The organism is Pseudomonas sp. CCC3.1 (assembly GCF_034347405.1).
Taxonomy (GTDB): domain Bacteria; phylum Pseudomonadota; class Gammaproteobacteria; order Pseudomonadales; family Pseudomonadaceae; genus Aquipseudomonas.
In genome coordinates this window covers 1075764-1099009 of sequence record NZ_CP133778.1, presented here as the reverse complement: position 1 = coordinate 1099009, position 23246 = coordinate 1075764, and the positions used below count along the sequence as shown (strand labels likewise).

General features: G+C 57.1%; 15 protein-coding genes. 4 read left to right on the top strand and 11 right to left on the bottom strand.

The window, feature by feature from the left end:
- Positions 1-131: 131 nt before the first annotated feature.
- A complete protein-coding gene (locus RHM56_RS05005; RefSeq protein ID WP_322239169.1) occupies positions 132-1595 on the bottom strand; it encodes a glyceraldehyde-3-phosphate dehydrogenase in 1464 nt (487 codons plus the stop codon).
- A gap of 286 nt (positions 1596-1881) precedes the next feature.
- Here RHM56_RS05005 and mfd point away from each other — a divergent pair, with 286 nt between their 5' ends.
- Together mfd and RHM56_RS04995 are read left to right on the top strand one after the other, a co-directional pair.
- A complete protein-coding gene (gene mfd, locus RHM56_RS05000) occupies positions 1882-5331 on the top strand; it encodes a transcription-repair coupling factor (RefSeq protein WP_322239167.1) in 3450 nt (1149 codons plus the stop codon).
- Positions 5332-5355: 24 nt separating this feature from the next.
- A complete protein-coding gene (locus tag RHM56_RS04995) occupies positions 5356-8058 on the top strand; it encodes a DEAD/DEAH box helicase (RefSeq protein WP_322239165.1) in 2703 nt (900 codons plus the stop codon).
- 107 nt (positions 8059-8165) lie between these two features.
- On the opposite strand, the gene RHM56_RS04990 is transcribed toward RHM56_RS04995, so the two are convergent.
- The 4 genes from RHM56_RS04990 to RHM56_RS04975 form a co-directional block, all read right to left on the bottom strand.
- On the bottom strand, positions 8166-10610 hold the full coding sequence (locus RHM56_RS04990; RefSeq protein ID WP_416194903.1) for a DEAD/DEAH box helicase: 2445 nt from the start codon (positions 10608-10610) through the stop codon (positions 8166-8168).
- Positions 10611-11497: 887 nt separating this feature from the next.
- Positions 11498-12241: an S-methyl-5'-thioinosine phosphorylase gene (locus RHM56_RS04985; RefSeq protein ID WP_322239161.1), complete on the bottom strand. Its 744-nt coding sequence runs from the start codon at positions 12239-12241 to the stop codon at positions 11498-11500.
- 25 nt (positions 12242-12266) lie between these two features.
- Positions 12267-13265 carry a beta-N-acetylhexosaminidase gene (gene nagZ, locus RHM56_RS04980; protein ID WP_322241707.1) on the bottom strand — a complete coding sequence of 333 codons (999 nt, stop codon included), beginning with the start codon at positions 13263-13265 and terminating at the stop codon, positions 12267-12269.
- Between the two features lie 180 nt (positions 13266-13445).
- Positions 13446-14153 (bottom strand): TetR/AcrR family transcriptional regulator, encoded by a 708-nt coding sequence (locus tag RHM56_RS04975; RefSeq protein ID WP_322239159.1) that lies wholly within the window; start codon positions 14151-14153, stop codon positions 13446-13448.
- 261 nt (positions 14154-14414) lie between these two features.
- On the opposite strand from RHM56_RS04975, the gene lexA reads away from it, so the two are divergent.
- A complete protein-coding gene (lexA, locus tag RHM56_RS04970; protein ID WP_029611310.1) occupies positions 14415-15023 on the top strand; it encodes a transcriptional repressor LexA in 609 nt (202 codons plus the stop codon).
- An 11-nt stretch (positions 15024-15034) separates the two neighbouring features.
- Complete coding sequence (gene sulA, locus RHM56_RS04965) at positions 15035-15508, top strand: SOS-induced cell division inhibitor SulA (protein WP_322239157.1); 474 nt, start codon at positions 15035-15037, stop codon at positions 15506-15508.
- Between the two features lie 59 nt (positions 15509-15567).
- Here the strand turns inward: sulA and RHM56_RS04960 are convergent, their stop codons facing one another.
- The 6 genes from RHM56_RS04960 to fadB all read right to left on the bottom strand — a co-directional run bounded on the left by RHM56_RS04960 (position 15568) and on the right by fadB (position 23200).
- Positions 15568-15801: a hypothetical protein gene (locus RHM56_RS04960; protein WP_322239155.1), complete on the bottom strand. Its 234-nt coding sequence runs from the start codon at positions 15799-15801 to the stop codon at positions 15568-15570.
- A 118-nt stretch (positions 15802-15919) separates the two neighbouring features.
- Positions 15920-16441 (bottom strand): DUF6586 family protein, encoded by a 522-nt coding sequence (locus RHM56_RS04955; RefSeq protein ID WP_322239153.1) that lies wholly within the window; start codon positions 16439-16441, stop codon positions 15920-15922.
- A 344-nt stretch (positions 16442-16785) separates the two neighbouring features.
- Positions 16786-19413 (bottom strand): type I DNA topoisomerase, encoded by a 2628-nt coding sequence (topA, locus tag RHM56_RS04950; protein WP_322239151.1) that lies wholly within the window; start codon positions 19411-19413, stop codon positions 16786-16788.
- Positions 19414-19527: 114 nt separating this feature from the next.
- The gene (locus RHM56_RS04945) at positions 19528-19764 is read right to left on the bottom strand and encodes a DUF1653 domain-containing protein (RefSeq protein WP_322239149.1); all 237 of its coding nucleotides are present in this window, start codon (positions 19762-19764) and stop codon (positions 19528-19530) included.
- Positions 19765-19849: 85 nt separating this feature from the next.
- Entirely contained in the window at positions 19850-21025 is a 1176-nt protein-coding gene (gene fadA, locus RHM56_RS04940) for an acetyl-CoA C-acyltransferase FadA (RefSeq protein WP_322239147.1), read from the bottom strand.
- Positions 21026-21052: 27 nt separating this feature from the next.
- Positions 21053-23200, bottom strand: coding sequence for a fatty acid oxidation complex subunit alpha FadB (gene fadB, locus RHM56_RS04935; RefSeq protein ID WP_322239145.1), 2148 nt, complete (start codon positions 23198-23200; stop codon positions 21053-21055).
- Between the last annotated feature and the right edge of the window lie 46 nt (positions 23201-23246).

Genomic DNA, 23246 nt, shown 5'->3' with positions numbered 1-23246 from the left:
GGAGCGAGCTTGTCTCGCGATCTTTTGATCTTTTAAAAGATCGCGAGGCAAGCTCGCTCCTACAGGGTTTTTAAATGCCGCACACAAAAACGCCCCGAACCAGTCGGGGCGTTTTTAGTTGCAGCGAGTGCTTAGCGTGGAAACGCTGGCGGGTTAACCCCGGCCATGTCTTCCATCACGCGCACTACCTGGCAGCTGTAACCGAATTCGTTGTCGTACCACACGTACAGCACAACGCGGTTGTCATTGCAGATGGTTGCTTCAGCATCCACCACACCCGCGTGACGCGAACCTACGAAGTCAGTGGAAACCACTTCCTGCGAGCTCACGAAGTCGATTTGCTTGTGCAGATCGGAGTGCAACGCCATGTGACGCAGGTACTCGTTCATTTCTTCACGGGTAGCCGGCTTCTCAAGGTTCAAGTTGAGAATAGCCATCGACACGTTTGGCGTTGGAACGCGGATCGCGTTACCGGTCAGCTTGCCAGCCAGCTCAGGCAATGCCTTGGCCGCAGCGGTCGCAGCGCCGGTTTCGGTGATTACCATGTTCAACGCTGCCGAACGACCACGGCGATCGCCTTTGTGGAAGTTGTCGATCAGGTTCTGGTCGTTGGTGTACGAGTGAACGGTTTCAACGTGACCATTGACGATGCCGAACTTGTCGTTGACAGCCTTGAGCACCGGCACAATGGCGTTGGTGGTGCAGGATGCCGCCGAGATGATCTTGTCGTCTGCGGTGATTTCGCCGTGGTTGATGCCGTGAACGATGTTCTTCAGCTTACCTTTGCCTGGCGCCGTCAGAACAACGCGGTCGATACCCGGGCAAGCCAAATGTTGGCCCAGGCCATCGGCGTCACGCCATACACCGGTGTTGTCCACCAGCAGTGCGTCTTGAATGCCGTACTGGGTGTAATCCACCTCGGTAGGGTTTTTCGCGTAGATCACCTGGATCAGGTTGCCGTTGGCGGTGATGGTGTTGTTGGCTTCATCGATCACGATGGTGCCATCGAACGGGCCATGTACCGAGTCACGACGCAGCAGGCTTGCGCGCTTGACCAGATCGTTGTCGGCGCCCTTGCGCACAACAATGGCGCGCAGACGCAGGCCGTCGCCGCCACCGGTTTTTTCGATCAGGATACGTGCCAGCAGACGGCCGATACGACCGAAGCCGTACAGCACAACGTCGGTGCCTTTACGTGCAGAGGCGTTTTGCTGACCCACTACATCGGCCAGTTCTTCACGCACGAACTGCTCAGCCGTACGGCCATTGCCTTGAGCCTTGAACTTGACAGCCAACTTGCCCAGATCTACCGAAGCGGCGCCGAGCTTAAGCTCGCTCATCGCTTTGAGCAGCGGGAAAGTTTCGTGTACGGACAATTCGCTGTCGTCAGACTGGCGATGGCGGGCAAAGCGGTGAGCCTTGAGAATCGCAATGACTGAACGGTTGATCAGGCTGCGGCCATAGATCGAACTCACCACATTGTTATTGCGGTAAAGCTGACCGATAAGTGGAATCATCGCTTCTGCGAGTGCTTCACGGTCGATCCATTCACCAAGACACTGGTCGGGCTTCTGAGTCACGGGAACCTTCCACATGTAGGGGCTGAAAAAAGGGGCTACATTATGCCGCCGCACCCAGTCATGGGCAATGCACGCCTGTCACACTCAGCAACTGAAACGATTAAGCACCAACAAATCAAGGTAAAAAAATTTTAACAATCCGGTTTTTCTGCCTCATTAATCGCCTGCCGACCCCCTTTGACTCACTCTTTTACGCCACAACCCGCTGATTTACACGCCCCCTTAAAGACGGTAACTGACAGCCAACCCCTTGACCGTTACAATTGCCAACTTTGCCGCAACGCTTGGAGCTCAACCTTCCGTGCCCGTCCTGCGTCTACCCAAACTTCCTGCTACGGCAGGTAAACAGCACTGGAGCAATCTGCCCGGTGCTGCCCTGAGCCTCGCCATTGCCGAAGCTGCCAGCGCCGCCAAGCGCTTCACCCTGCTCCTGACCGCCGACAGCCAAAGCGCCGAACGCCTTGAGCAGGAACTGAGGTTTTTCGCCCCCGAACTGCCCGTGCTGCACTTCCCTGACTGGGAAACCCTGCCCTACGACCTGTTCTCGCCACACCAAGACATCATTTCCCAGCGCATCGCCAGCCTGTATCGGCTGCCAGAGCTGGATCACGGGGTTTTGGTAGTGCCGATCACCACCGCCCTACATCGCCTGGCGCCGACCAAGTTTCTGCTGGGTAGCAGCCTGGTGCTGGATGTCGGCCAGAAGCTGGATGTGGAGCAGATGCGCACCCGCCTCGAAGCCAGCGGCTATCGTTGTGTCGACACGGTGTATGAGCACGGCGAGTTTGCGGTGCGCGGTGCGCTGATCGACCTGTTCCCGATGGGCAGCAAACTGCCCTACCGGATCGACTTGTTCGATGACGAAATCGAAACCCTGCGCACCTTCGACCCGGAAACCCAGCGCTCCATCGACAAGGTCGAATCGGTACGCTTGCTGCCTGCGCGCGAGTTCCCGCTGCAAAAGGACGCCGTGACTCGCTTCAAGGCGCGCTTTCGCGAGCGGTTCGATGTCGACTTCCGCCGCTGCCCGATCTTTCAGGACTTGACCAGCGGGATTACACCCGCCGGTATTGAGTACTACCTGCCGCTGTTTTTCGACGAAACCTCAACCTTGTTCGACTACCTGCCGGGCGACACGCAAGTGTTCTCGCTGCCGGGGATCGAACAGGCCGCCGAGAATTTCTGGTCGGACGTGCGCAACCGCTACGAAGAGCGTCGAATAGACCCGTCGCGACCGCTCTTGCCACCCGCCGAACTGTTTCTGCCGGTTGATGACTGCTTTGCCCGCCTGAAAAACTGGCCACGCGTGGTCGCCAGCCAAGATGACATCGACGCTGGCAGCGGCCGCGAACGCTTCCCGGCGCACCCACTGCCCAACCTGGCCATTGAAGCCAAGGCCAACCAGCCATTGGCCGCGCTGTCAGGCTTTCTGGAGCAGTTTGATGGCCGCGTGCTGTTCACCGCCGAGTCGGCGGGGCGCCGCGAAGTACTGCTCGAACTGCTTGAACGCTTGAAGTTGCGCCCGAAAACCGTCGACAGCTGGCCTGACTTTGTCGCCAGCAAACATCGTTTGGCGATCACCATTGCGCCGCTGGATGAAGGCCTGTTGCTGGATGACCCAGCATTGGCGCTGATCGCCGAAAGCCCGCTGTTCGGGCAGCGGGTGATGCAGCGTCGGCGCCGCGAAAAGCGCACCGACGTCAATAACGATGCGGTGATCAAAAACCTCACCGAACTGCGCGAAGGCGCGCCCGTGGTGCACATCGACCACGGCGTGGGCCGCTATCAAGGGTTGGCCACGCTGGAAGTCGACAATCAGGTCGCCGAGTTCCTGACCCTCGAATACGCCGAGGGCGCCAAGCTGTACGTGCCGGTGGCCAACCTGCACTTGATCGCCCGCTACACCGGCAGCGATGACGAACTCGCGCCACTGCACCGCCTGGGCTCTGAAACCTGGCAAAAAGCCAAGCGCAAAGCCGCCGAACAAGTACGCGATGTGGCCGCCGAGTTGCTCGACATCTATGCCCGCCGTGCCGCTCGCGAAGGCTACGCATTTGCCGACCCGAAAGCCGATTACGCCACGTTCAGCGCCGGTTTCCCGTTTGAAGAAACCCCAGACCAGCAAACCACCATCGAAGCTGTGCGCGCCGACATGCTGTCGCCCAAGCCGATGGACCGTCTGGTGTGTGGCGACGTGGGCTTCGGCAAAACCGAAGTGGCCATGCGCGCAGCCTTTATTGCCGTGCACGGTGGCCGCCAGGTCGCGATTCTGGTGCCGACCACCCTGCTAGCTCAACAACACTACAACAGCTTCCGCGACCGTTTTGCCGACTGGCCGGTGCGGGTTGAAGTAATGAGCCGCTTCAAGTCCGCCAAAGAAATCAATCAGGCCGTGGCCGACCTGGCTGAAGGCAAGATCGACATCGTGATCGGCACCCACAAGCTGCTGCAAGACGACGTCAAAATCAAAAACCTGGGGCTGGTGATCATCGACGAAGAGCACCGCTTTGGGGTTCGTCAGAAAGAACAGCTCAAGGCGCTGCGCAGTGAAGTCGATATTCTGACCCTCACCGCCACGCCAATCCCGCGCACGCTGAACATGGCGGTGTCGGGCATGCGTGACTTGTCGATCATCGCCACGCCACCGGCGCGCCGCCTGTCAGTGCGCACGTTCGTCATGGAGCAAAACAACAGCACAGTCAAAGAGGCCCTGCTGCGTGAGTTGCTGCGCGGCGGCCAGGTGTACTACCTGCATAACGACGTGAAAACCATCGAGAAATGCGCCGCAGAATTGGCCGCGCTGGTGCCCGAAGCGCGCATCGGCATTGGCCACGGCCAGATGCGCGAACGCGAACTCGAACAGGTGATGAGCGACTTCTATCACAAGCGCTTCAACGTGCTGATTGCCTCGACCATCATCGAGACCGGCATCGACGTGCCGAGCGCCAACACCATCATCATCGAGCGCGCCGACAAGTTCGGCCTGGCGCAACTGCACCAACTGCGCGGCCGCGTGGGGCGTAGCCACCACCAGGCTTACGCTTACCTGCTGACACCACCGCGCCAGCAAATTACCGGCGACGCGCAAAAGCGCCTCGAAGCCATCGCCAACACGCAGGACCTGGGTGCCGGTTTTGTCCTGGCCACCAACGACCTGGAAATCCGCGGTGCGGGCGAGTTGCTCGGTGACGGCCAAAGCGGCCAGATCCAGGCGGTCGGTTTTACCCTGTATATGGAAATGCTTGAGCGTGCGGTGAAGTCGATTCGCAAGGGCGAACAACCCAACCTCGACCAGCCGCTGGGTGGCGGACCGGAGATCAACCTGCGCGTGCCCGCGCTGATTCCCGAAGCCTATCTGCCAGACGTGCACACCCGTCTGATTCTCTACAAGCGCATTGCCTCGGCCAGCGATGAAGACGGCCTCAAGGATTTGCAAGTCGAGATGATCGACCGTTTTGGCCTGCTCCCCGAGCCGACCAAAAATCTGGTGCGCATTACCTTGCTCAAATTGCAGGCCGAACAACTGGGTATCAAAAAAGTCGATGCCGGACCACAGGGCGGGCGGATCGAGTTTGCCTCCGACACACCGGTTGACCCGCTGACCTTGATCAAGCTGATCCAAGGCCAACCCAACCGCTACAAGTTCGAAGGCGCCACCCTGTTTAAATTCATGGTGCCGATGGAGCGCCCGGAAGAACGCTTCAACATCCTTGAGGCGCTGTTTGAGCGCCTCACACCGAAGTCGTCCTGATGAGCCCTGCGCAATGAAACACCCATGTCTCAGAACCTGACCGCTCGACTGACCAAGCCACTCGCACCGACTTGGGTCAGTCGATTCAAAGAGCAAAGCCTGGAGCGTGGCCGCCGCTACGCTCGGGAAAACCGTGTCAGAATCGCCCAGATCGGCGACAGCCTGATCACCGCCAGCTGTCAGGGCTCCGGAGAAAACTTTTACCGTCAGACCATTCAACTGCGCGAGTCAGCCAAAGGCACCCTGCTTTTGGTCAGCGCGAACTGCACCTGCCCCGTCCGCACCAACTGCAAGCACACCGCTGCCGTATTACTGAAGATTGAAGACACCTTGAACTACCCCGCTGCTGCCCAGGACGCCGAGCTTCTGGAAAAACTCCAGGCTGTGCTCGACTCGCGCCGCCCCAACAACCTGCCCGAAGTGCTGAGCGATGACGTGCAACCGATACCGCGTCTGTGGCTGGCCAGCGCCGAGTTCAGCGCCTTTGAACCGCGCAACGGCAAAATGCAACGCTACATCCAGCATCGCGCCGCACTGTCATTCAACTACCTTGAGCAGTACGTCAGCGGGCAAAAAAATGCAGACGTGCTGATTCGCCAGGAACACCAGACGCTGCGAATCAAGCGCCACCCCGAGGCTGAAAATGCCTTTCGCGAACAGTTGCGCGAGCTGGGCTTCAAAATTGCCACCCGCCAGAGCAAAGCCCTGCCGGAGAGCGCTGGCGAGCTGTTTGAGATGGTCAACGACAGCGCCTGGCTCAATTTCACCCTGAATCAGATGCCCGGCCTGCGTGAGCAAGGCTGGGAGTTGCAGATTGACGAGGACTTCGGCTTTGACCTGAGCCCGGTCGAAGACTGGTACGCCAACGTCGACGAAGCCCCCGAACACGACTGGTTCGACTTGGAACTGGGGATCATCGTCAACGGCCAGCGCCTGAGCTTGCTGCCGATTCTGCTGAACCTGATGCGTTCGCACACCGACATCCTGAGCCCCGAAAAACTCGCCAAACGCCGCGACGACGAACTGATTCTGGTCAATATCCCCGCTACGCCGAACAGCAGCCATGGCCCGCTGCAAGTAGCCCTGCCGTATGGGCGCCTGAAACCCGTACTGGCGACACTGGGCGAGTTCTATCTAGGTGAACCGGGTGCCACCACGCTGCGGATCAAAAGTGCCGATGCTCCGCGCCTCAATGCGCTGGATGCACTGCCCTTGCGCTGGGAAGGCGGCGAGCACATTCGCGGGTTTGCCCAGCGCTTGCGCGACATCAAAGACTTCAGCGTCGAAGCCCCCGAAGGCCTGAATGCCAATCTGCGCCCCTACCAGCTTGAAGGGCTGAGCTGGATGCAGTCACTGCGCCAGCTGGAAGTCGGTGGCATTCTTGCGGACGACATGGGCCTGGGCAAAACCCTGCAAACCCTGGCGCATATTCTGTGCGAGAAAAATGCGGGTCGGCTGGATCGCCCGGCCATGGTGGTGATGCCAACCAGCCTGATTCCCAACTGGCTGGACGAAGCGGCGCATTTCACCCCGCAGCTCAACGTGCTGGCGCTGTATGGCGCGACGCGAAAAAAACACTTCGAACACCTCAATGACTACGACCTGATCCTGACCACCTACGCGCTGCTGCCCAAAGACATTGAGCACTTGGCCAAGCTGCCTCTGCACGTATTGATCCTGGACGAAGCGCAGTACATCAAGAATCCCGGCAGCAAGGCCTCACAGGCTGCCTGCGAACTCAGCGCACGTCAGCGCCTGTGCCTCAGCGGCACCCCGCTGGAAAACCACTTGGGCGAACTGTGGTCGCTGTTTCACTTCTTGCTTCCCGGGTGGCTGGGCGACGTTAAGGCGTTCAACCGTGACTACCGGGTGCCGATTGAACGCCAGGGCAACGACGAGCGTTTGCAGCACCTCAATGCGCGGATCAAACCCTTCCTGTTGCGCCGCACCAAAGAGCAGGTGGCGACCGAGCTGCCACCGAAAACCGAGATTATCCATTGGGTCGAACTCAACGAAGCGCAGCGCGATGTGTACGAAACGATGCGCCTGGCGATGGACAAAAAAGTCCGCGACGAAATCACCCGTAAAGGCGTAGGCCGCAGCCAGATCATCATCCTTGAAGCATTACTCAAGCTGCGTCAGGTCTGTTGCGACCTGAGGTTGGTCAGCGATACCCCGCCGAAAAAAGGCAGCACCTCGGGCAAACTCGACAGCCTCATGGCGATGCTCGAAGAACTGTTTGCCGAAGGTCGACGCATTCTGCTGTTTTCGCAGTTCACCTCGATGCTGGGGCTGATCGAAGCGGAACTGAAAAAGCGCAATGTCCGTTACGCGCTGCTCACCGGGCAAACCCGTGATCGACGTGCACCAGTCAAAGACTTTCAAAGCGGCACACTGCAAATCTTCCTGATCAGCCTCAAGGCTGGCGGTGTGGGATTGAACCTGACCGAAGCCGACACGGTTATTCACTACGACCCGTGGTGGAACCCAGCCGCTGAAAACCAGGCCACCGACCGCGCTTATCGCATTGGCCAAGAGAAACCGGTGTTTGTGTACAAGATGATTGCGCGCGGCACCGTGGAAGAGAAAATCCAGCACCTGCAGCAGGAAAAATCGGATTTGGCTGCAGGCGTGTTAGACGGCCGAATTGCCGGGGACTGGAAACTGCAAGACGACGACATCGACGCGCTGTTTGCGCCGTTGCCGCCTAAAGTCGAAAAACGCTAAAACAACGCCGACTTGCTGGAGCGAGCTTGCTTCGCGATCTTTTGCTCTATTCAAAGATCGCGAGGTCATCAAGCGCCGAACGGTGGATCCTGCAGAAACTGCGTGCGCTACCCCTTCAACGGCGCAAACAACGCGTCAATGTCAGTCTGCTCAAGCTTCCAGCCGCTGCTCAAGCCTCCATCTAAAACACCTGCGGCCAAATGCGCTTTTTTCTGTTGCAACGCCTGGATTTTTTCTTCCACGGTGCCACGCGCAATCATCTTGTAGACGAATACAGGCTTATCTTGGCCAATCCGATGCGCACGATCAGTGGCCTGATTTTCAGCCGCCGGGTTCCACCATGGATCGTAATGAATCACCGTATCAGCCGCGGTCAAATTAAGGCCCGTACCACCCGCCTTCAAACTGATTAAAAACAGTGGAACTTTGCCGTCCTGGAAGTTTTTAACCGGCGTACGACGATCCTTGGTATCACCGGTCAGCAGCGAATAGGCAACGTTGCGGTGTTCCAGCTCTTGCTCGATCAATGCCAGCATTGAGGTGAATTGAGAGAACAGTAGAATGCGCCGACCTTCACCCAGCAACTCTTCAATGATCTCCATCAAGCTACCCAGCTTTCCGGTCAAAGTCCGTTTGGCATTAACGGCTGATGCGCTTTTGACCAAACGCAAATCGCAGCACACCTGGCGCAGTTTAAGCAGCGCTTCAAGAATGATGATCTGACTGCGAGCTATCCCGCTGCGGTTGATTTCATCGCGAACCTTCTTGTCCATTGCAACGCGAACGGTTTCATAGACATCGCGCTGGGTATCGCTCAAGTCGACCCAATGCACGATTTCAGTTTTCGCTGGCAATTCAGCGGCTACCTGCTCTTTAGTGCGGCGTAATAAAAACGGTTTGATGCGTGCCGTCAGGCTGTGCATACGCTCACTGTTACCGTGCTTTTCGATGGGCGTACGGTAATCACGATTGAACGTTTTGCTATCACCCAGCCAACCCGGCAACAAAAAGTGGAACAAGGACCACAGCTCACCCAGATGGTTTTCCAAAGGCGTTCCGGAGAGACACAAGCGTTGTTTAGCCTGCAATTGCCGTGCGGATTGAGCGGCCTTGCTCGTCGGATTTTTAATGTTTTGTGCCTCATCCAGAATCACAACACTCCAGACGATAGGCTCAAGTGTTTCCAGGTCTCGCGGCAACAAGGCGTAGGTGCTCAATATCAAATCGTAGCCTGCCAACTGATCGAAATCTTTTTGGCGGTTGTTCCCATGCAACGCCAGCACGTTGAGTTGCGGGGTAAAACGAGCCGCTTCGTCGAGCCAGTTGGGAATCAGGCTGGTCGGCATGATCGCCAGAGCAGGCGAATCAAGCTGACCGTTCTGTTTGAGTTGCAATAGATGAGTCAGGGCTTGCAGCGTCTTGCCCAAACCCATGTCGTCACCCAGAATGCCACCCACCTCAAGCTCGCGCAGGGCTTGCATCCAGTTCAAACCTTCTAGCTGATAAGGACGCAGAGTGGCGTTTAGCCCTTGCGGCGCAGGCAACGCGACATGCTCTGACTGCTTAAGGCGTTTGGCAAAGTCACGCTGACGCTCGCCCCCTTGCCAGACCAGCGGTACATCGTCCAACGCACTGAGCCGCCCGGCATCCAGAGAACTCAGCCGCAATGAATCGCCACGATGCTCCTTTAAATACAATTCACTGAGGGTTGCCATCAGCGGTTTGATCCGACCATATGGCAAGACTACGTTCAAGGCTGGTTTTAATGCCGCATATTGATTGGGCGAATAATGAAGATTAACCAACAGCGGCTCGTCATCTCTTCGAAGAGCCATGGATTGAGGGTCTAACACCTCAGGGCTGCGCCTCAGCACGTTAAGCAGAATCGGCAACAGACTATAGCGCCGACCATTGACCTCAATGCCCAGCTCCAGATCAAACCAGGCGTGTTCCGGGCCCTCCTCGATATCGGCGTACCATTGCTCGACTTCGTGAAGCTCAAAGTGAAAGCCTTGCTGGATTACGATCTGCCAGCCCAAGTCGCGCAAACGCTCCAGGTCAGTTTGGACAAAGGTGATCCAACCCGCATCATTCGCTTGGTCGAACAACTCACCGGCCACACCGGGCAATGCAACGCCTTGACCTGTAACTCTTTTAAAACCGACCTTGAGCAGGGCCTGGCGAAGCGCTTTTTCAGCCGCTGGCTGGCGCTGGACGCGCAGCGTTTCACTGCCCGATAACAGCCGTATTTCACTCGAATTCTTATCAGCTACATAGCTACCCGCATAGCTGAAACCCAACGCTGCACGGTGTTCAACGGGTTTGGTCGCGCGCCATGAGGTCTGCGCAATACTGCCCAAGGTCAAATGCGCGATGGGCGCAATATCGTTGACAACCCGCTCGGTCAGCGCACACGGCGCAGCGACTGTATCGACCACGGTACGCATGCGGTGGCTGAACTCTACGGCATGCTGCGCCGGAATATCCGGAGCCAGGAGCAAGTGACAGGCCAGTTTGTCGCTCAACTCATACTGCAGGGGTCCAATTTGCATCCGTTCGAAGTCAATGTAGTGCAGCGGTTCCAGCGCTAGAACAGCGTCCAGCGATTGGTCAGCGCCGAGCCATTGGCCTCGGTAATTGCCGTTAGCTTGCTCAACCCAGTTGAAGATTGCAGGGCGCGGGGCAGCTGCAACCAAAGGTCGCTGCAAGTCAAAATCAAGAAACAGTCGCGACGTTTCAAGGAGTAACTCAAGCACGTCACCACCGATACGCCCCTTGAGCTCTACACCAGAAGCATAGCTCGCGTTGGTATAGCTGGTGATGAACAGACGAGCAAACTTGAGGTCCGATTCAAGCAGGTAGCCAGGCGGATTGCGCAAGACATCATGGGGAAACGTGTAGCGTTGCAAATCCCGAAGACTGCCGTCTTTTAGCCGTCTGGCCTTATAAAAATCGACCTGCCAATTCCCCGTCTGACGGTTCAGCACAAGCCGATATAACAGACCGATGTCACTGGTTTTTTTAGCGGGAGCCGTTGCACTCTTGCTTCTCGGAATTGCATCGAGCCAGCGTTCCAGGCCAGGGCTCATGTGCTCGCCGAGCCTTTGCACCCCGTCCTGAGGCAGTACGCTATGCAAATAATACAAAACAGCAGCACAGTGCTTGCAATCAAACGCAACCGGGCAGCTACATGAACAGTGCAGAAGCTGTGCATTTGCATGGTTAGACTCAATGCGAATCAGCTGTTCGTAGACATACCCTTGGCCCCCTTCGCACGTGGCACGAATACAGTCATCATCAACTTCAAGCAACTCGACACGATCTTCTCGAAAGTATTTGTGCCCACGCTCAAGGACTCTTTTGCTAAAGCCAAGACTCCAGTCGCCGTTGTGCAATACGTTTTCTATAGAGAGCATTCACTGCACTGCCTAGTAAACAATCAAAGGTGAGCGGCCAGCACCCGCGCCAAGGTCGCTTTGACCTTGCCCATGCCGTCGTGCAGCGCCTGTTCGATTTCGGCCATGGTGATGATCGCCGTGGACTTGCCTGCTGCCGGATTGACCACCAACGCCAGACAGGCGTAATCCAGATCCAGCTCGCGAGCCAACCCGGCTTCGGGCATGCCGGTCATGCCCACAATGTCGCAGCCATCACGTTCAAGACGGGCGATTTCAGCCACAGTCTCAAGTCGCGGGCCTTGGGTGGCCGCGTACACGCCGTGACTGCTGTAGGAGCAACCCTCAGCTGCCAGAGCGCTGATCAGTTGTTCGCGCAGGGATTCGGTGTAGGGATAGCTGAAGTCGATGTGAGTCACGTGTTCCAGATCACCGGCGAAATAGGTGTGCTCGCGACCGCTGGTGTAGTCGATCAACTGGTGCGGCACGCAGAAATGCCCGGTGCCCATGGCCATGTGGATCCCGCCCACAGCGTTCACCGCCAAAATCGCCTCGGCCCCGGCCTGCTTCAACGCCCACAGGTTGGCGCGGTAATTGACCTGGTGCGGCGGCACCCGATGCGGATGACCGTGGCGCGCCAGAAACAGCACTTCACGCCCGCCAAACTCACCGATCTGAATGTCGGCCGAGGTCGGGCCGTAAGGGGTGTCGAGGGCCAGCGAGCGGCTGATGGTCAACCCTTCGAGTTGAGTCAGCCCCGTGCCACCAATAATTGCGTAAACCGTCATTGAGCCATGCCTCTTAAAACTTCAGTTAATCGATCAATTGAGCATCTTTGAGCGCGCCCATCGCCACCTGCCAACGCGGGCTCTGGCGATAGTCAGTGCTGGCCCAGGCCTGCGCCCGCATCCGTGCAATACGTGCCGATGGCGTGACCTTAAGGCGCTGAGCCGCACTGAGCGCCAGCTCGGCGGCTGCACGGTCGTTGCACACCAGGCCCATGTCGCAACCGGCAGACAAGGCCGCTTCAATGCGGCTGGCAGCATCGCCCACCACGTGCGCCCCGGCCATCGACAGGTCATCACTGAAAATGACACCGTCAAATTGCAGTTCACCACGCAAAATATCCTGCAACCAGCGCCGCGAGAACCCGGCTGGCTGGCTATCGACTTGCGGGTAAATCACATGCGCAGGCATCACAGCCGCCAAGTGCTTGCTCAGACGGGCAAATGGCACCAGGTCGTGGGCGCGGATCTGCTCTAGACTGCGCTCATCTGTAGGAATGGCTACATGGGAATCAGCCTCTGCCCATCCATGCCCAGGAAAATGCTTACCCGTTGCAGCCATACCCGCAGCGTTCATCCCGCGAATAAAGGCGCCCGCCAACAATGCCGCACGCTCAGGGTCGCCTTCAAAAGAACGGCTGCCCACCACCGCGCTGCGCTGGTAATCAAGGTCCAGGACCGGGGCAAAGCTCAAATCCAGGCCTATGGCCAAGACTTCTGTGGCCATGATCCAGCCGCATTGCTCTGCCAAGTACTCTGCATTAGGGTTATCGGCAATTGCGCGCATAGCGGGAAGACGCACAAAGCCCTGGCGTAGACGCTGCACCCGGCCGCCTTCCTGGTCGACTGCCAGCAACAAATCGGGACGCACGGCACGAATCGACGCACTCAACTCACGCACCTGCCGCGGATGCTCAATATTGCGCGCAAAGATGATCAACCCGCCCACTTCAGGCTGGCGCAGCAATTGCCGGTCTTCAGCCGTCAGCCAGGTACCGGCGACGTCCACCATCAAGGAGCCTTGCAAGGCAGAACTCATGGAAAATCCTTAAGAGAGAAAGCGCTTATATCCCGTTAAAGGGTGCAGGCACACGCCTGAGCGCCGCGCACCAGAGAGGCAGCGGTGAATCAATAGACGGGAATAAGTCAGGGCTAGACATGGCGGCTAGCTTAGCGGAACAAAGCTGCCGCGCCCACCCGCGAACAGTCAAACCTTGACGGCGATCGGCGGAGTTTTAGTGCGGGGACGAAGCTGGGCACTGGCCATCGCCGGGTCAGTGACACCGCTTTGTGCACGCATACCAGCCGCGAGGAATGGCACCATCAAGCGCATCACCTGCTCGATTGAAGTATTCACCCCAAAATCGGTTTCGGCGATGGCACGCAGGGCTTTGATCCCCGACATGCTGAATGCCGCTGCGCCGAGCATAAAGTGCACACGCCAAAACAGCTCAATCGGCGGGATCTGAGGCGCGGCCTCGTTCACCAGTACCATATAACGGCGAAAAACCTTGCCGTACATGTCTTCGAGATAGCGACGCAAGTGCCCTTGGCTCTGGCTGAACGCCAAACCCAGCAAGCGCATGAAAATGGACAGGTCATTACCGCTGCGCGGCTGAATCACCAGCGCCTGCTCAACCAGCATTTCCAACAGCTCTTCAAGGCTAGGGCGCTGCTCAGGCTTGGCTTGACGACGCTCCAGCTCGCGATCAAGGTTGGCGCAAAACGGCCCCAGGAAGCGCGAGAAAACCGCCTGAATCAGCGCTTTTTTCGAACCAAAATGATAATTGACCGCCGCCAGGTTGACCGAGGCTTTGCTGGTAATCAGCCGCAATGAAGTTTCAGCAAAACCTTTTTCCGCGAACAGCTGCTCAGCAGCATCAAGGATACGTTCAACGGTTTCCGACTGGGCCATGGCTACTCCGCCTGACAAAACATTAAAACACCTGTTTGAAACATACGTTTCGACTTGTAAAAAGTCAAGGCGGCGTGTTCGGTTTGCGACCGGGCGGTCTCGCATTTAACCACAGCCGCCGCCAGCAAGGCTTCGGCTGATAAAAGGCGGTTCATACAAACTGCCAGTGACCGTCCAGCGGATGGCTGAAAATGGGTGATTGCCAATAAGCCTTCACTGTATATAATCCCAGTCACTGTATAAAAAGACAGAGCGATCACCATGTTAAAACTGACGCCACGCCAAGCTGAGATCCTGGCCTTCATCAAGCGATGCCTGGATGACAACGGATACCCGCCCACCCGTGCCGAGATCGCACAGGAACTGGGTTTCAAATCCCCCAACGCCGCCGAAGAGCACCTCAAGGCCCTTGCTCGCAAGGGGGCCATCGAAATGACGCCCGGCGCTTCTCGCGGCATTCGCATCCCCGGCTTTGAGGCCAAGGCTGACGAATCGACCCTACCCATCATCGGCCGAGTCGCTGCAGGCGCCCCGATCCTGGCGCAAGAGCACGTCGAAGAGTCCTGCAACATCAACCCGACCTTCTTCCACCCACGCGCCGACTACCTGTTACGGGTACAAGGCATGAGCATGAAGGACGTCGGCATCTTTGATGGCGACCTTCTGGCGGTGCATACCTGCCGCGAAGCCCGAAACGGCCAGATTGTTGTGGCCCGCATTGACGACGAAGTCACTGTAAAGCGCTTCAAGCGTGAAGGCAGCAAAGTCTGGCTGATCGCTGAAAACCCGGATTTCGCGCCCATTGAGGTCAACCTCAAAGAGCAAGAGCTGGTTATCGAAGGCCTGAGCGTCGGCGTTATCCGCCGCTAAAAGGAGATGCCATGCAGTTCCCACACACACCGTTGCCAGCACAACTCCCTTTGTTCGAAGTGTTCATGGCGCAACCCATGCCCTCTGCGATCAAAGAAGTGCTCGATGCACCCTGGAGCGCCGAACCCGAAGTCTTCAGTGAGTTGTCGCTGCGCGGTGCTGCGGGAAACTGCCTGAACCTGCTGGCTCCCATGCTCCGCGAATTGAGCGAGCAACAAGACGACCGCTGGCTGACCCTAATAGCACCGCCTGCCAGCTTGACTCAAAGCTGGCTGCGAGATGCCGGGTTGAACCGCGAGCGTATTTTGCTTCTGCAACCCAACGGCAATAAAAGCGCCTTGCAACTTACCTGCGAAGCGCTGCGCTTGGGTCGCAGCCACACAGTGGTCAGCTGGATCAACCCGTTGACCGTCGCCGCTCGCCAACAACTGATTGGCGCAGCACGTATCGGGCACGGGCAAAGCTTGAATATTCGCTTGGGCTAAACACAGGGCTTGCGCGCAATGCTCAAGCCTGTCTGTGACACGCATGACTCATTAAGCGCTTAATGCAGAATGCGCGGTCCTTCGTCTTTTTCAAGCTCGCCTTCGGCCAATCGGCCAGCCATCTGCACACCTACGCTGAGCATGGCTTTGGCCACCTCGACGTGTTGACCTTGAAGAAAAACCTTGGCGTCTTCAGAGAAGTTGAGCGTCACCAAAGACCCCTCGTCTTCAGCCCGGCGCAACTCGATACGGCCGTCTGGCAATTCGACAATTTCTAGAAAGGACGTTGGCATAAAAGTTTGTTCTCCACGAAAGCGCGGGATTATATCAGTCATCCCTTGTCATTTTTCCAGGATCTGAGACGGTTTAATGACTGACTGATGAATGACTGTACAGTTTTATGCGCGTCCTTCAACACTCATTTAGTCCATCGCGGAACCGAATGGCCAAACCCTTGAGGTTCTGACGCCACTCTTCCAATGTCTCGCGACTCAACGCTTCGGGAGTTTCGTCTTCCAGGTTCACTGTCTCGATCAGAGGCTGAAACACGTCTGCCTTAACCTTCTTCGGCGCTTGCAACGGCTGGTACAACGCCGCGTGCGTAGCAACCAATTGCGCCAACCAGGTGTGCGGCGCTTGTGCCAGCTCGACCATTTCAGCCAATTCGGGGATCGCCACCGCATCCAGTATTTCTTTAGTCAGCAGCAACTCAACACGAGGAGCATTGGCCTGAGGCAAGCGATAAAAGCCAGCAATCTCGTGACACAACCCCAAAAGTGCCCCATACAAATGGAACACAGCTGACTCGCGCTCAGACTGAACCAGCGCCTGAGCATTCATGGCCCTGCCTTCGCCCGCCTTGTTCATGGCTTCAAGCGCCAGGCCAGCAAAATAAATTTTCTGATTGGTACGGGTATAGAGTTCGTGAGCCATGTTGAGGCGCTCCACAGCGAATGGGGTAAGGGCTGACAGCAGTCTCAGGGATAGGGGATAAGGGCGCAAGGCCATGACGAGAGGATTTTTCTCCGTCACAAACCAAAAGATCGCGAGACAAGCTCGCTCCTTGATATGTAGCGCCCGTAGCAGTTGACGAGCTTTGCGAGGCTACGTCCGGCTGCGCAGCAGTCGTAAAACCTTCCAACTCGGCGTTTCAAAGCTCACCCCAACACAAACTGTAGTCGCTGCCGAGGCACGAAGGCTGCGAGGGACACCCACCTAAACAAAAACCGCGCAAGGCATGCAGCCCTTGCGCGGTTTTTTAGCCGGTCAGCTCGGTATCAAGCGTCTTTTTCTTTACGCTTGTCTTCGACTTTCCAGCTGCCACCGTCGTAGAACGCACGCCAGCCTGTCGGTTTGCCATCCACTTCAGTCTGCACGTATTGCTCTTTGGTTTTGCGACTGTAGCGAATAACCGCCGGGCGGCCATCCGGGTCTTTCTTAGGCGCTTCACACAGGAAGTGATACTTGGGATCAATCTCATCCTTGTGAGGAATGATCTCGATCACCAACGGCGCACGGGTTTCACGGTTTTTCGGGAACTGGCTCGCTGCCAGGAACAGGCCCGATGCACCGTCACGCAGGATGTAGGTGTCGTTTACTTTCTCGCACTTGAGCTCCGGCATTTTCACCGGATCCATTTTCGGCGGCGCCGCCTCACCGCTTTTCAGCAGTTTGCGGGTGTTTTTACATTCCGCGTTGGTGCAGCCGAAGAACTTGCCGAAACGACCCGTTTTAAGCTGCATCTCGCTGCCGCACTTGTCGCACTCAAGGCTCGGCCCTTCGTAGCCTTTGATGCGATAGTTGCCTTCTTCGATTTCGTAACCCACGCAATCCGGGTTGTTACCGCAGATGTGCAGCTTGTGCTTTTCATCCAGCAGGTAGGCGTCCATCGCCGTGCTGCAAATCGGGCAACGATGTTTGCCCAGCAGTACCAGCGACTCGGACTCACCTTCGTCGTCCGCCGCGATTTCGTCACCCGGCACCAGATTAACGGTGGCCTTGCAGCGCTCTTTAGGCGGCAGGCTGTAACCTGAGCAACCCAGGAACACGCCTGTCGAAGCCGTACGAATCTGCATCGGACGACCACATTCCTTGCACGGAATATCGGTCATGACCGGCTGGTTGGCGCGCATGCCGCCATCCGGCGCAGCCGCTACTTCAAGTTTTTTCTTGAACTCGCCGTAGAACTCGTCCAGCACGTTTTTCCAGTCGCGCTCACCTTGTGCCACATCGTCGAGGTTCTCTTCCATGCCGGCGGTAAAGCCGTAGTCCATGAGATCAGAGAAGCTCTCGGACAAGCGCTCGGTAACGATATCGCCCATTTTTTCGGAGTAGAAACGACGGTTGTGCAGCGCAACGTAACCACGGTCTTGAATGGTCCCGATAATCGCCGCGTAGGTCGAAGGACGACCAATACCGCGTTTTTCCATCTCTTTTACCAGGCTGGCCTCGGAGTAACGCGCAGGTGGCTTGGTGAAGTGCTGGCTCGGATCGAGATCAATCAGTTTGAGCACGTCACCCTGAGCCATATCCGGCAATACGTCGTCATCGCCCGGCTTGGTGATTTGCGGCATCACACGGGTATAACCATCGAACTTCAGGATGCGGCCTTTGGCACGCAACTCGAAATCACCGGCTGCCACGCTGACGGTGGTCGACAAATATTTGGCTGGCAGCATCTGGCACGCCACGAATTGGCGCCAGATCAGCTCGTAGAGGCGCTCAGCGTCGCGCTCCATGCCCGACAGCTTGCTCGGGTGCATATTCACGTCAGAAGGACGAATCGCTTCGTGAGCCTCTTGTGCGCCTTCCTTGCTGCTGTACACGTTAGGCGCCGGCGGCAGGTACGACTCGCCGAACTCGCTTTCTATGTAAGTACGCGCCATCGCGACCGCATCGGCAGAGAGGTTGGTAGAGTCGGTACGCATATAGGTGATGTAGCCCGCTTCATACAAACGCTGGGCCATCATCATGGTTTTCTTCACCCCGAAGCCCAGGCGGTTACTCGCGGCCTGCTGCAGGGTGGAGGTAATAAACGGTGCCGACGGCTTGCTGCTGGTCGGTTTGTCTTCACGCTTGACGATGGTGTAGTTGGAGGCTTTGAGCTTCTCCAGCGCGGCCATGGCCTGGGCTTCGTTCAGCGGCTTGAAGGCCTCGCCTTTTTCACGGGCAACATCGAAGCGCACTTTCGCGCCCTTGGCCGTACCGAGGTCGGCGTGGATTTCCCAGTACTCTTCAGGGTTGAACGCACGAATTTCACGCTCACGCTCAACCACCAGCTTCACGGCAACCGACTGCACACGGCCAGCCGACAGGCCGCGGGCAATTTTTGCCCACAGCAGCGGCGACACCATGTAACCCACCACACGGTCGAGGAAGCGACGCGCCTGCTGGGCGTTCACCCGGTTGATGTCCAGCTCGCCCGGCTTGGAAAAGGCTTCTTGAATCGCCTTCTTGGTGATTTCGTTGAACACCACGCGCTTGTAGCGGCTGTCGTCACCACCAATGGCTTCGCGCAGGTGCCAGGCAATGGCTTCCCCCTCGCGATCCAAGTCGGTTGCGAGATAGATGGTGTCAGCATCTTTGGCGAGCCGGCGCAGCTCTTCGATGACCTTTTCCTTGCCAGGCAAGATCTCGTACTTGGCTTTCCAGCCATGCTCGGGATCGACCCCCATGCGCGAGATTAGCTGCTTTTGAGCCTTCTCTTTAGGCGACAGGGCCGGCGCTTCGCCCGCCGCTGCCTTACCACGCTTGGCAGCAGGTTCTTTACTGGCGCTAGCCGAACCGCTGGTGGGCAGGTCTCGGATATGGCCGATACTCGACTTCACCACGTACTCGTTGCCCAAGTACTTGTTGATGGTCTTGGCCTTAGCCGGGGATTCCACAATGACCAGCGATTTGCCCATGGATCAGAAAATTCCTGAATTCTAGAAGTGAAAGGCGGTGAGCGCCTGACGCGGCACCGCTATATATAGTGGCTACAAGGTGAGGTCAAGCACAGGGTGCTGCGCGACCAGGCCTTATGTCCGGGAAAAAAGGCTGTCTTCAGCCTCAATCAAAGCAAAGCGCGGAACCTGTTCACCCTCAACGGTGACCGTTTCAAGGAACATGCTCAGCGGGCGGACCCAAAAGCCGTATTCGCCATACAAGGCCTGGTAAAAAACCACGTCCTCTTCGGTTTCTGAGTGGCGAGCCACATTGAATACCCGATATTGCGGCCCTTTGTAATGCTGATAGAGCCCAGGTTGTAGCGCCATGTTGCGGCTCCCTGCAAATAAAAAAGAAAAACACCTAAAAACAAAAACCGGGGCACATGGCCCCGGCTTCCATCAACGCAACGCTTTAAACGCGTTCGAAGACAGTGGCAATGCCCTGGCCAAGACCAATGCACATGGTGGACAACCCGAAAGTGCCGCCATTTTGCTTCATCACATTGAGCAAAGTGCCGGAGATACGAGCACCCGAGCATCCAAATGGATGGCCCAGAGCGATTGCACCGCCGTGCAGGTTAACCTTCTCATTCATCTTGTCGAGCACTTTCAGATCTTTCAGCACTGGCAGAGCCTGTGCAGCGAAAGCCTCGTTGAGCTCAATGAAGTCGATGTCGGCCATATTCAAGCCCGCGCGCTTCAATGCTTTTTGTGTCGCCGGTACTGGACCATAGCCCATGATTGCCGGATCCACACCCGCTACTGCCATCGAGCGGATCACGGCCAGCGGCTCAAGACCCAAGTCTTTAGCGCGCTGAGCCGACATAACGATCATGCACGAAGCACCGTCGGTAATCTGCGACGACGTACCCGCCGTTACGGTGCCACCCTTAGGGTTGAACGCAGGCTTCAATGCAGCCAGGCTTTCCAGGGTCGTTTCCGGACGGATGGTTTCATCGTAGTCGAAAATTTTCAGGAAGCCGTTTTCGTCATAGCCTTGCATCGGGATGATTTCGTCTTTGAACTTGCCTTCAATCGTCGCCTTGTGGGCCAACTGATGAGAACGCACGCCAAAGGCATCCTGCTGCTCACGGGTGATGCCATGCATCTTGCCAAGCATTTCAGCGGTCAGGCCCATCATGCCCGACGCTTTGGCCGCGTACAGCGACATGTGCGGGTTAGGGTCAACGCCGTGCATCATGCTCACGTGGCCCATATGCTCGACGCCGCCAACCACGAACACGTCACCGTTACCGGTCATGATCGCTTGCGCAGCAGTGTGCAAAGCGCTCATGGAGGAACCGCACAGGCGGCTCACGGTTTGTGCCGCAGACGTGTGCGGAATCTGGGTCATCAGCGACGCCATGCGCGCAATGTTCCAGCCCTGCTCCAGGGTCTGGTTTACACAGCCCCAGATCACGTCTTCGACTTCGTTCGGGTCAACCTTGTTGTTGCGCTCCAGCACTTTGCTGATCAGGTGCGCAGACATGTCTTCAGCACGGGTGTTGCGGTGCATGCCACCCTTGGAGCGGCCCATCGGGGTGCGACCGAAGTCGACAATCACCACGTCTCTAGGATTCAAGCTCATAATTTCACTCTCACTCTAATGGGGCGCTTAACCGAAGAAGCTCTGACCGTTTTTGGCCATTTCACGCAGCTTCGCAGTCGGGTGGTACAGCGCGCCCAGTTCAGCGTACTGATCAGCCAGGGCGACAAACTGTGCAACACCGATCGAGTCGATGTAGCGCAGCGCGCCGCCACGGAACAGCGGGAAGCCAATGCCGTACACCAGGCCCATGTCGGCCTCGGCTGCGGTTTCAACGATGCCGTCTTCCAGGCAACGCACGGTTTCCAAGCACAACGGGATCATCATCCAGTTGATGATGTCTTCGTCAGTGACGTCGCGCTGCTCGTAGACAATCGGCTTGAGCACTTCAAGCACGCTCGAATCAACGACTTTCTTCTGCTTGCCCTTCTTGTCAGCCTCGTAGGCGTAGAAGCCCTTGCCGTTCTTCTGGCCCAGGCGCTTGGCCTCGTACAGAGCGTCGATCGCTGAACGGCGGTCGTCTTTCATGCGATCCGGGAAGCCCTCAGCCATCACGTCACGACCGTGGTGTCCGGTGTCAATGCCGACCACGTCCATCAGGTACGCCGGGCCCATCGGCCAGCCGAATTTTTCCATCACTTTGTCGATGCGCACGAAGTCGACACCGGCACTGACCAGCTTGGCGAAACCGCCGAAGTACGGGAACAGAACGCGGTTGACCAAAAAGCCCGGGCAGTCGTTAACGACGATCGGGTTTTTGCCCATTTTCTTGGCGTAGGCAACGGTGGTGGCTACAGCCTGGTCGCTGGACTTCTCGCCACGAATCACTTCAACCAGCGGCATCATGTGTACAGGGTTGAAGAAGTGCATGCCGACGAAATTTTCCGGACGCTTGAGGGCTTTGGCCAGCAGGCTGATGGAAATGGTCGAGGTGTTGGAGGCCAGAATGGCATCTTCGCGAACGTGGTTTTCCACTTCCGCCAGCACGGCTTGCTTGACCTTCGGGTTTTCAACAACGGCTTCGACCACCAGATCGACGTTGCCGAAATCACCGTAGGACAAAGTAGGACGAATGCCATTAAGCACTTCGGCCATTTTTGCCGGGGTCATGCGGCCTTTATCAACGCGGCCCACCAGCAGCTTGGCGGCTTCTGCCAGACCTTGCTCGATGCCATGCTCGTTGATGTCTTTCATCAGGATCGGCGTGCCTTTGGAGGCCGACTGATAGGCAATACCGCCGCCCATGATGCCTGCGCCGAGCACGGCAGCCTGCTTCACGTCTTTGGCGATCTTGTCGTAGATCTTGGCTTTTTTCTTCAGCTCCTGATCGTTCAGGAACAGGCCGATCAAACATTGCGAAGCGCTGGTTTTCGCCAGTTTGGCGAAACCTGCGGCTTCGACTTCCAGCGCCTTGTCACGACCGAAGTTCGCGGCTTTCTGAATGGTCTTGATCGCTTCAACCGGCGCCGGGTAGTTCGGACCCGCTTGACCGGCGACGAAACCTTTGGCGGTTTCGAACGCCATCATTTGTTCAATCGCGTTCAGCTTGAGTTTTTCAAGCTTCGGCTGGCGCTTGGCCTTGTAATCCAGCTCGCCACTGATGGCGCGCTTGATCAGGTCCAGCGCGGCTTCGCCCAGCTTGTCAGCAGTCACTACAGCGTCAACAGCACTGACTTTGAGCGCGTCTTCGGCACGGTTTTCTTTACCCGAGGCGATCCATTCAACAGCGTTATCAACGCCGATCAGGCGCGGGAGGCGCACAGTGCCGCCGAAGCCCGGGTAGATGCCCAGTTTGACTTCTGGCAGGCCAATTTTGGCGCTGTCAGCCATGACGCGGAAGTCCGCTGCCAGGCACATTTCCAGACCGCCACCCAATGCGATGCCATTGATGGCCGCGACAGTAGGGACGTTGAGGTCTTCGAAATCACTGAAGATTTTGTTGGCTTCGAGGTTGCCCGCGATCAGCTCGGCATCCGGCAACTTGAAGTTTTCGACGAATTCGGTGATGTCTGCGCCGACGATAAAGACGTCTTTACCACTGGAAACGATGACACCCTTGACCGAAGCATCTGCCTTGATCGCATCCACTGCCTGACGCAATTCGTTCAGGGTTAGACGGTTGAACTTGTTGACGGACTCACCCTTGAGATCGAACTTGAGTTCGACGATGCCACTTTCAAGAGCCGTAACCGTGATGGCTTTACCTTCGTAAATCATCAACTGATCTCCACGATATGGAAGCTGAACAGTACACGTCGGACGC

Coding starts and splice junctions, on each gene's coding strand:
- RHM56_RS05005 (WP_322239169.1), bottom strand. CDS start 1,595: ATGTGGAAGGTTCCCGTGACTCAGAAGCCCGACCAGTGTCTTGGTGAA.
- fadA (WP_322239147.1), bottom strand. CDS start 21,025: ATGAGCTTGAATCCTAGAGACGTGGTGATTGTCGACTTCGGTCGCACC.
- RHM56_RS04985 (WP_322239161.1), bottom strand. CDS start 12,241: ATGACGGTTTACGCAATTATTGGTGGCACGGGGCTGACTCAACTCGAA.
- topA (WP_322239151.1), bottom strand. CDS start 19,413: ATGGGCAAATCGCTGGTCATTGTGGAATCCCCGGCTAAGGCCAAGACC.
- RHM56_RS04990 (WP_416194903.1), bottom strand. CDS start 10,610: ATGCAAATTGGACCCCTGCAGTATGAGTTGAGCGACAAACTGGCCTGT.
- fadB (WP_322239145.1), bottom strand. CDS start 23,200: ATGATTTACGAAGGTAAAGCCATCACGGTTACGGCTCTTGAAAGTGGC.
- RHM56_RS04975 (WP_322239159.1), bottom strand. CDS start 14,153: ATGGCCCAGTCGGAAACCGTTGAACGTATCCTTGATGCTGCTGAGCAG.
- sulA (WP_322239157.1), top strand. CDS start 15,035: ATGCAGTTCCCACACACACCGTTGCCAGCACAACTCCCTTTGTTCGAA.
- RHM56_RS04960 (WP_322239155.1), bottom strand. CDS start 15,801: ATGCCAACGTCCTTTCTAGAAATTGTCGAATTGCCAGACGGCCGTATC.
- RHM56_RS04945 (WP_322239149.1), bottom strand. CDS start 19,764: ATGGCGCTACAACCTGGGCTCTATCAGCATTACAAAGGGCCGCAATAT.
- lexA (WP_029611310.1), top strand. CDS start 14,415: ATGTTAAAACTGACGCCACGCCAAGCTGAGATCCTGGCCTTCATCAAG.
- RHM56_RS04995 (WP_322239165.1), top strand. CDS start 5,356: ATGTCTCAGAACCTGACCGCTCGACTGACCAAGCCACTCGCACCGACT.
- RHM56_RS04955 (WP_322239153.1), bottom strand. CDS start 16,441: ATGGCTCACGAACTCTATACCCGTACCAATCAGAAAATTTATTTTGCT.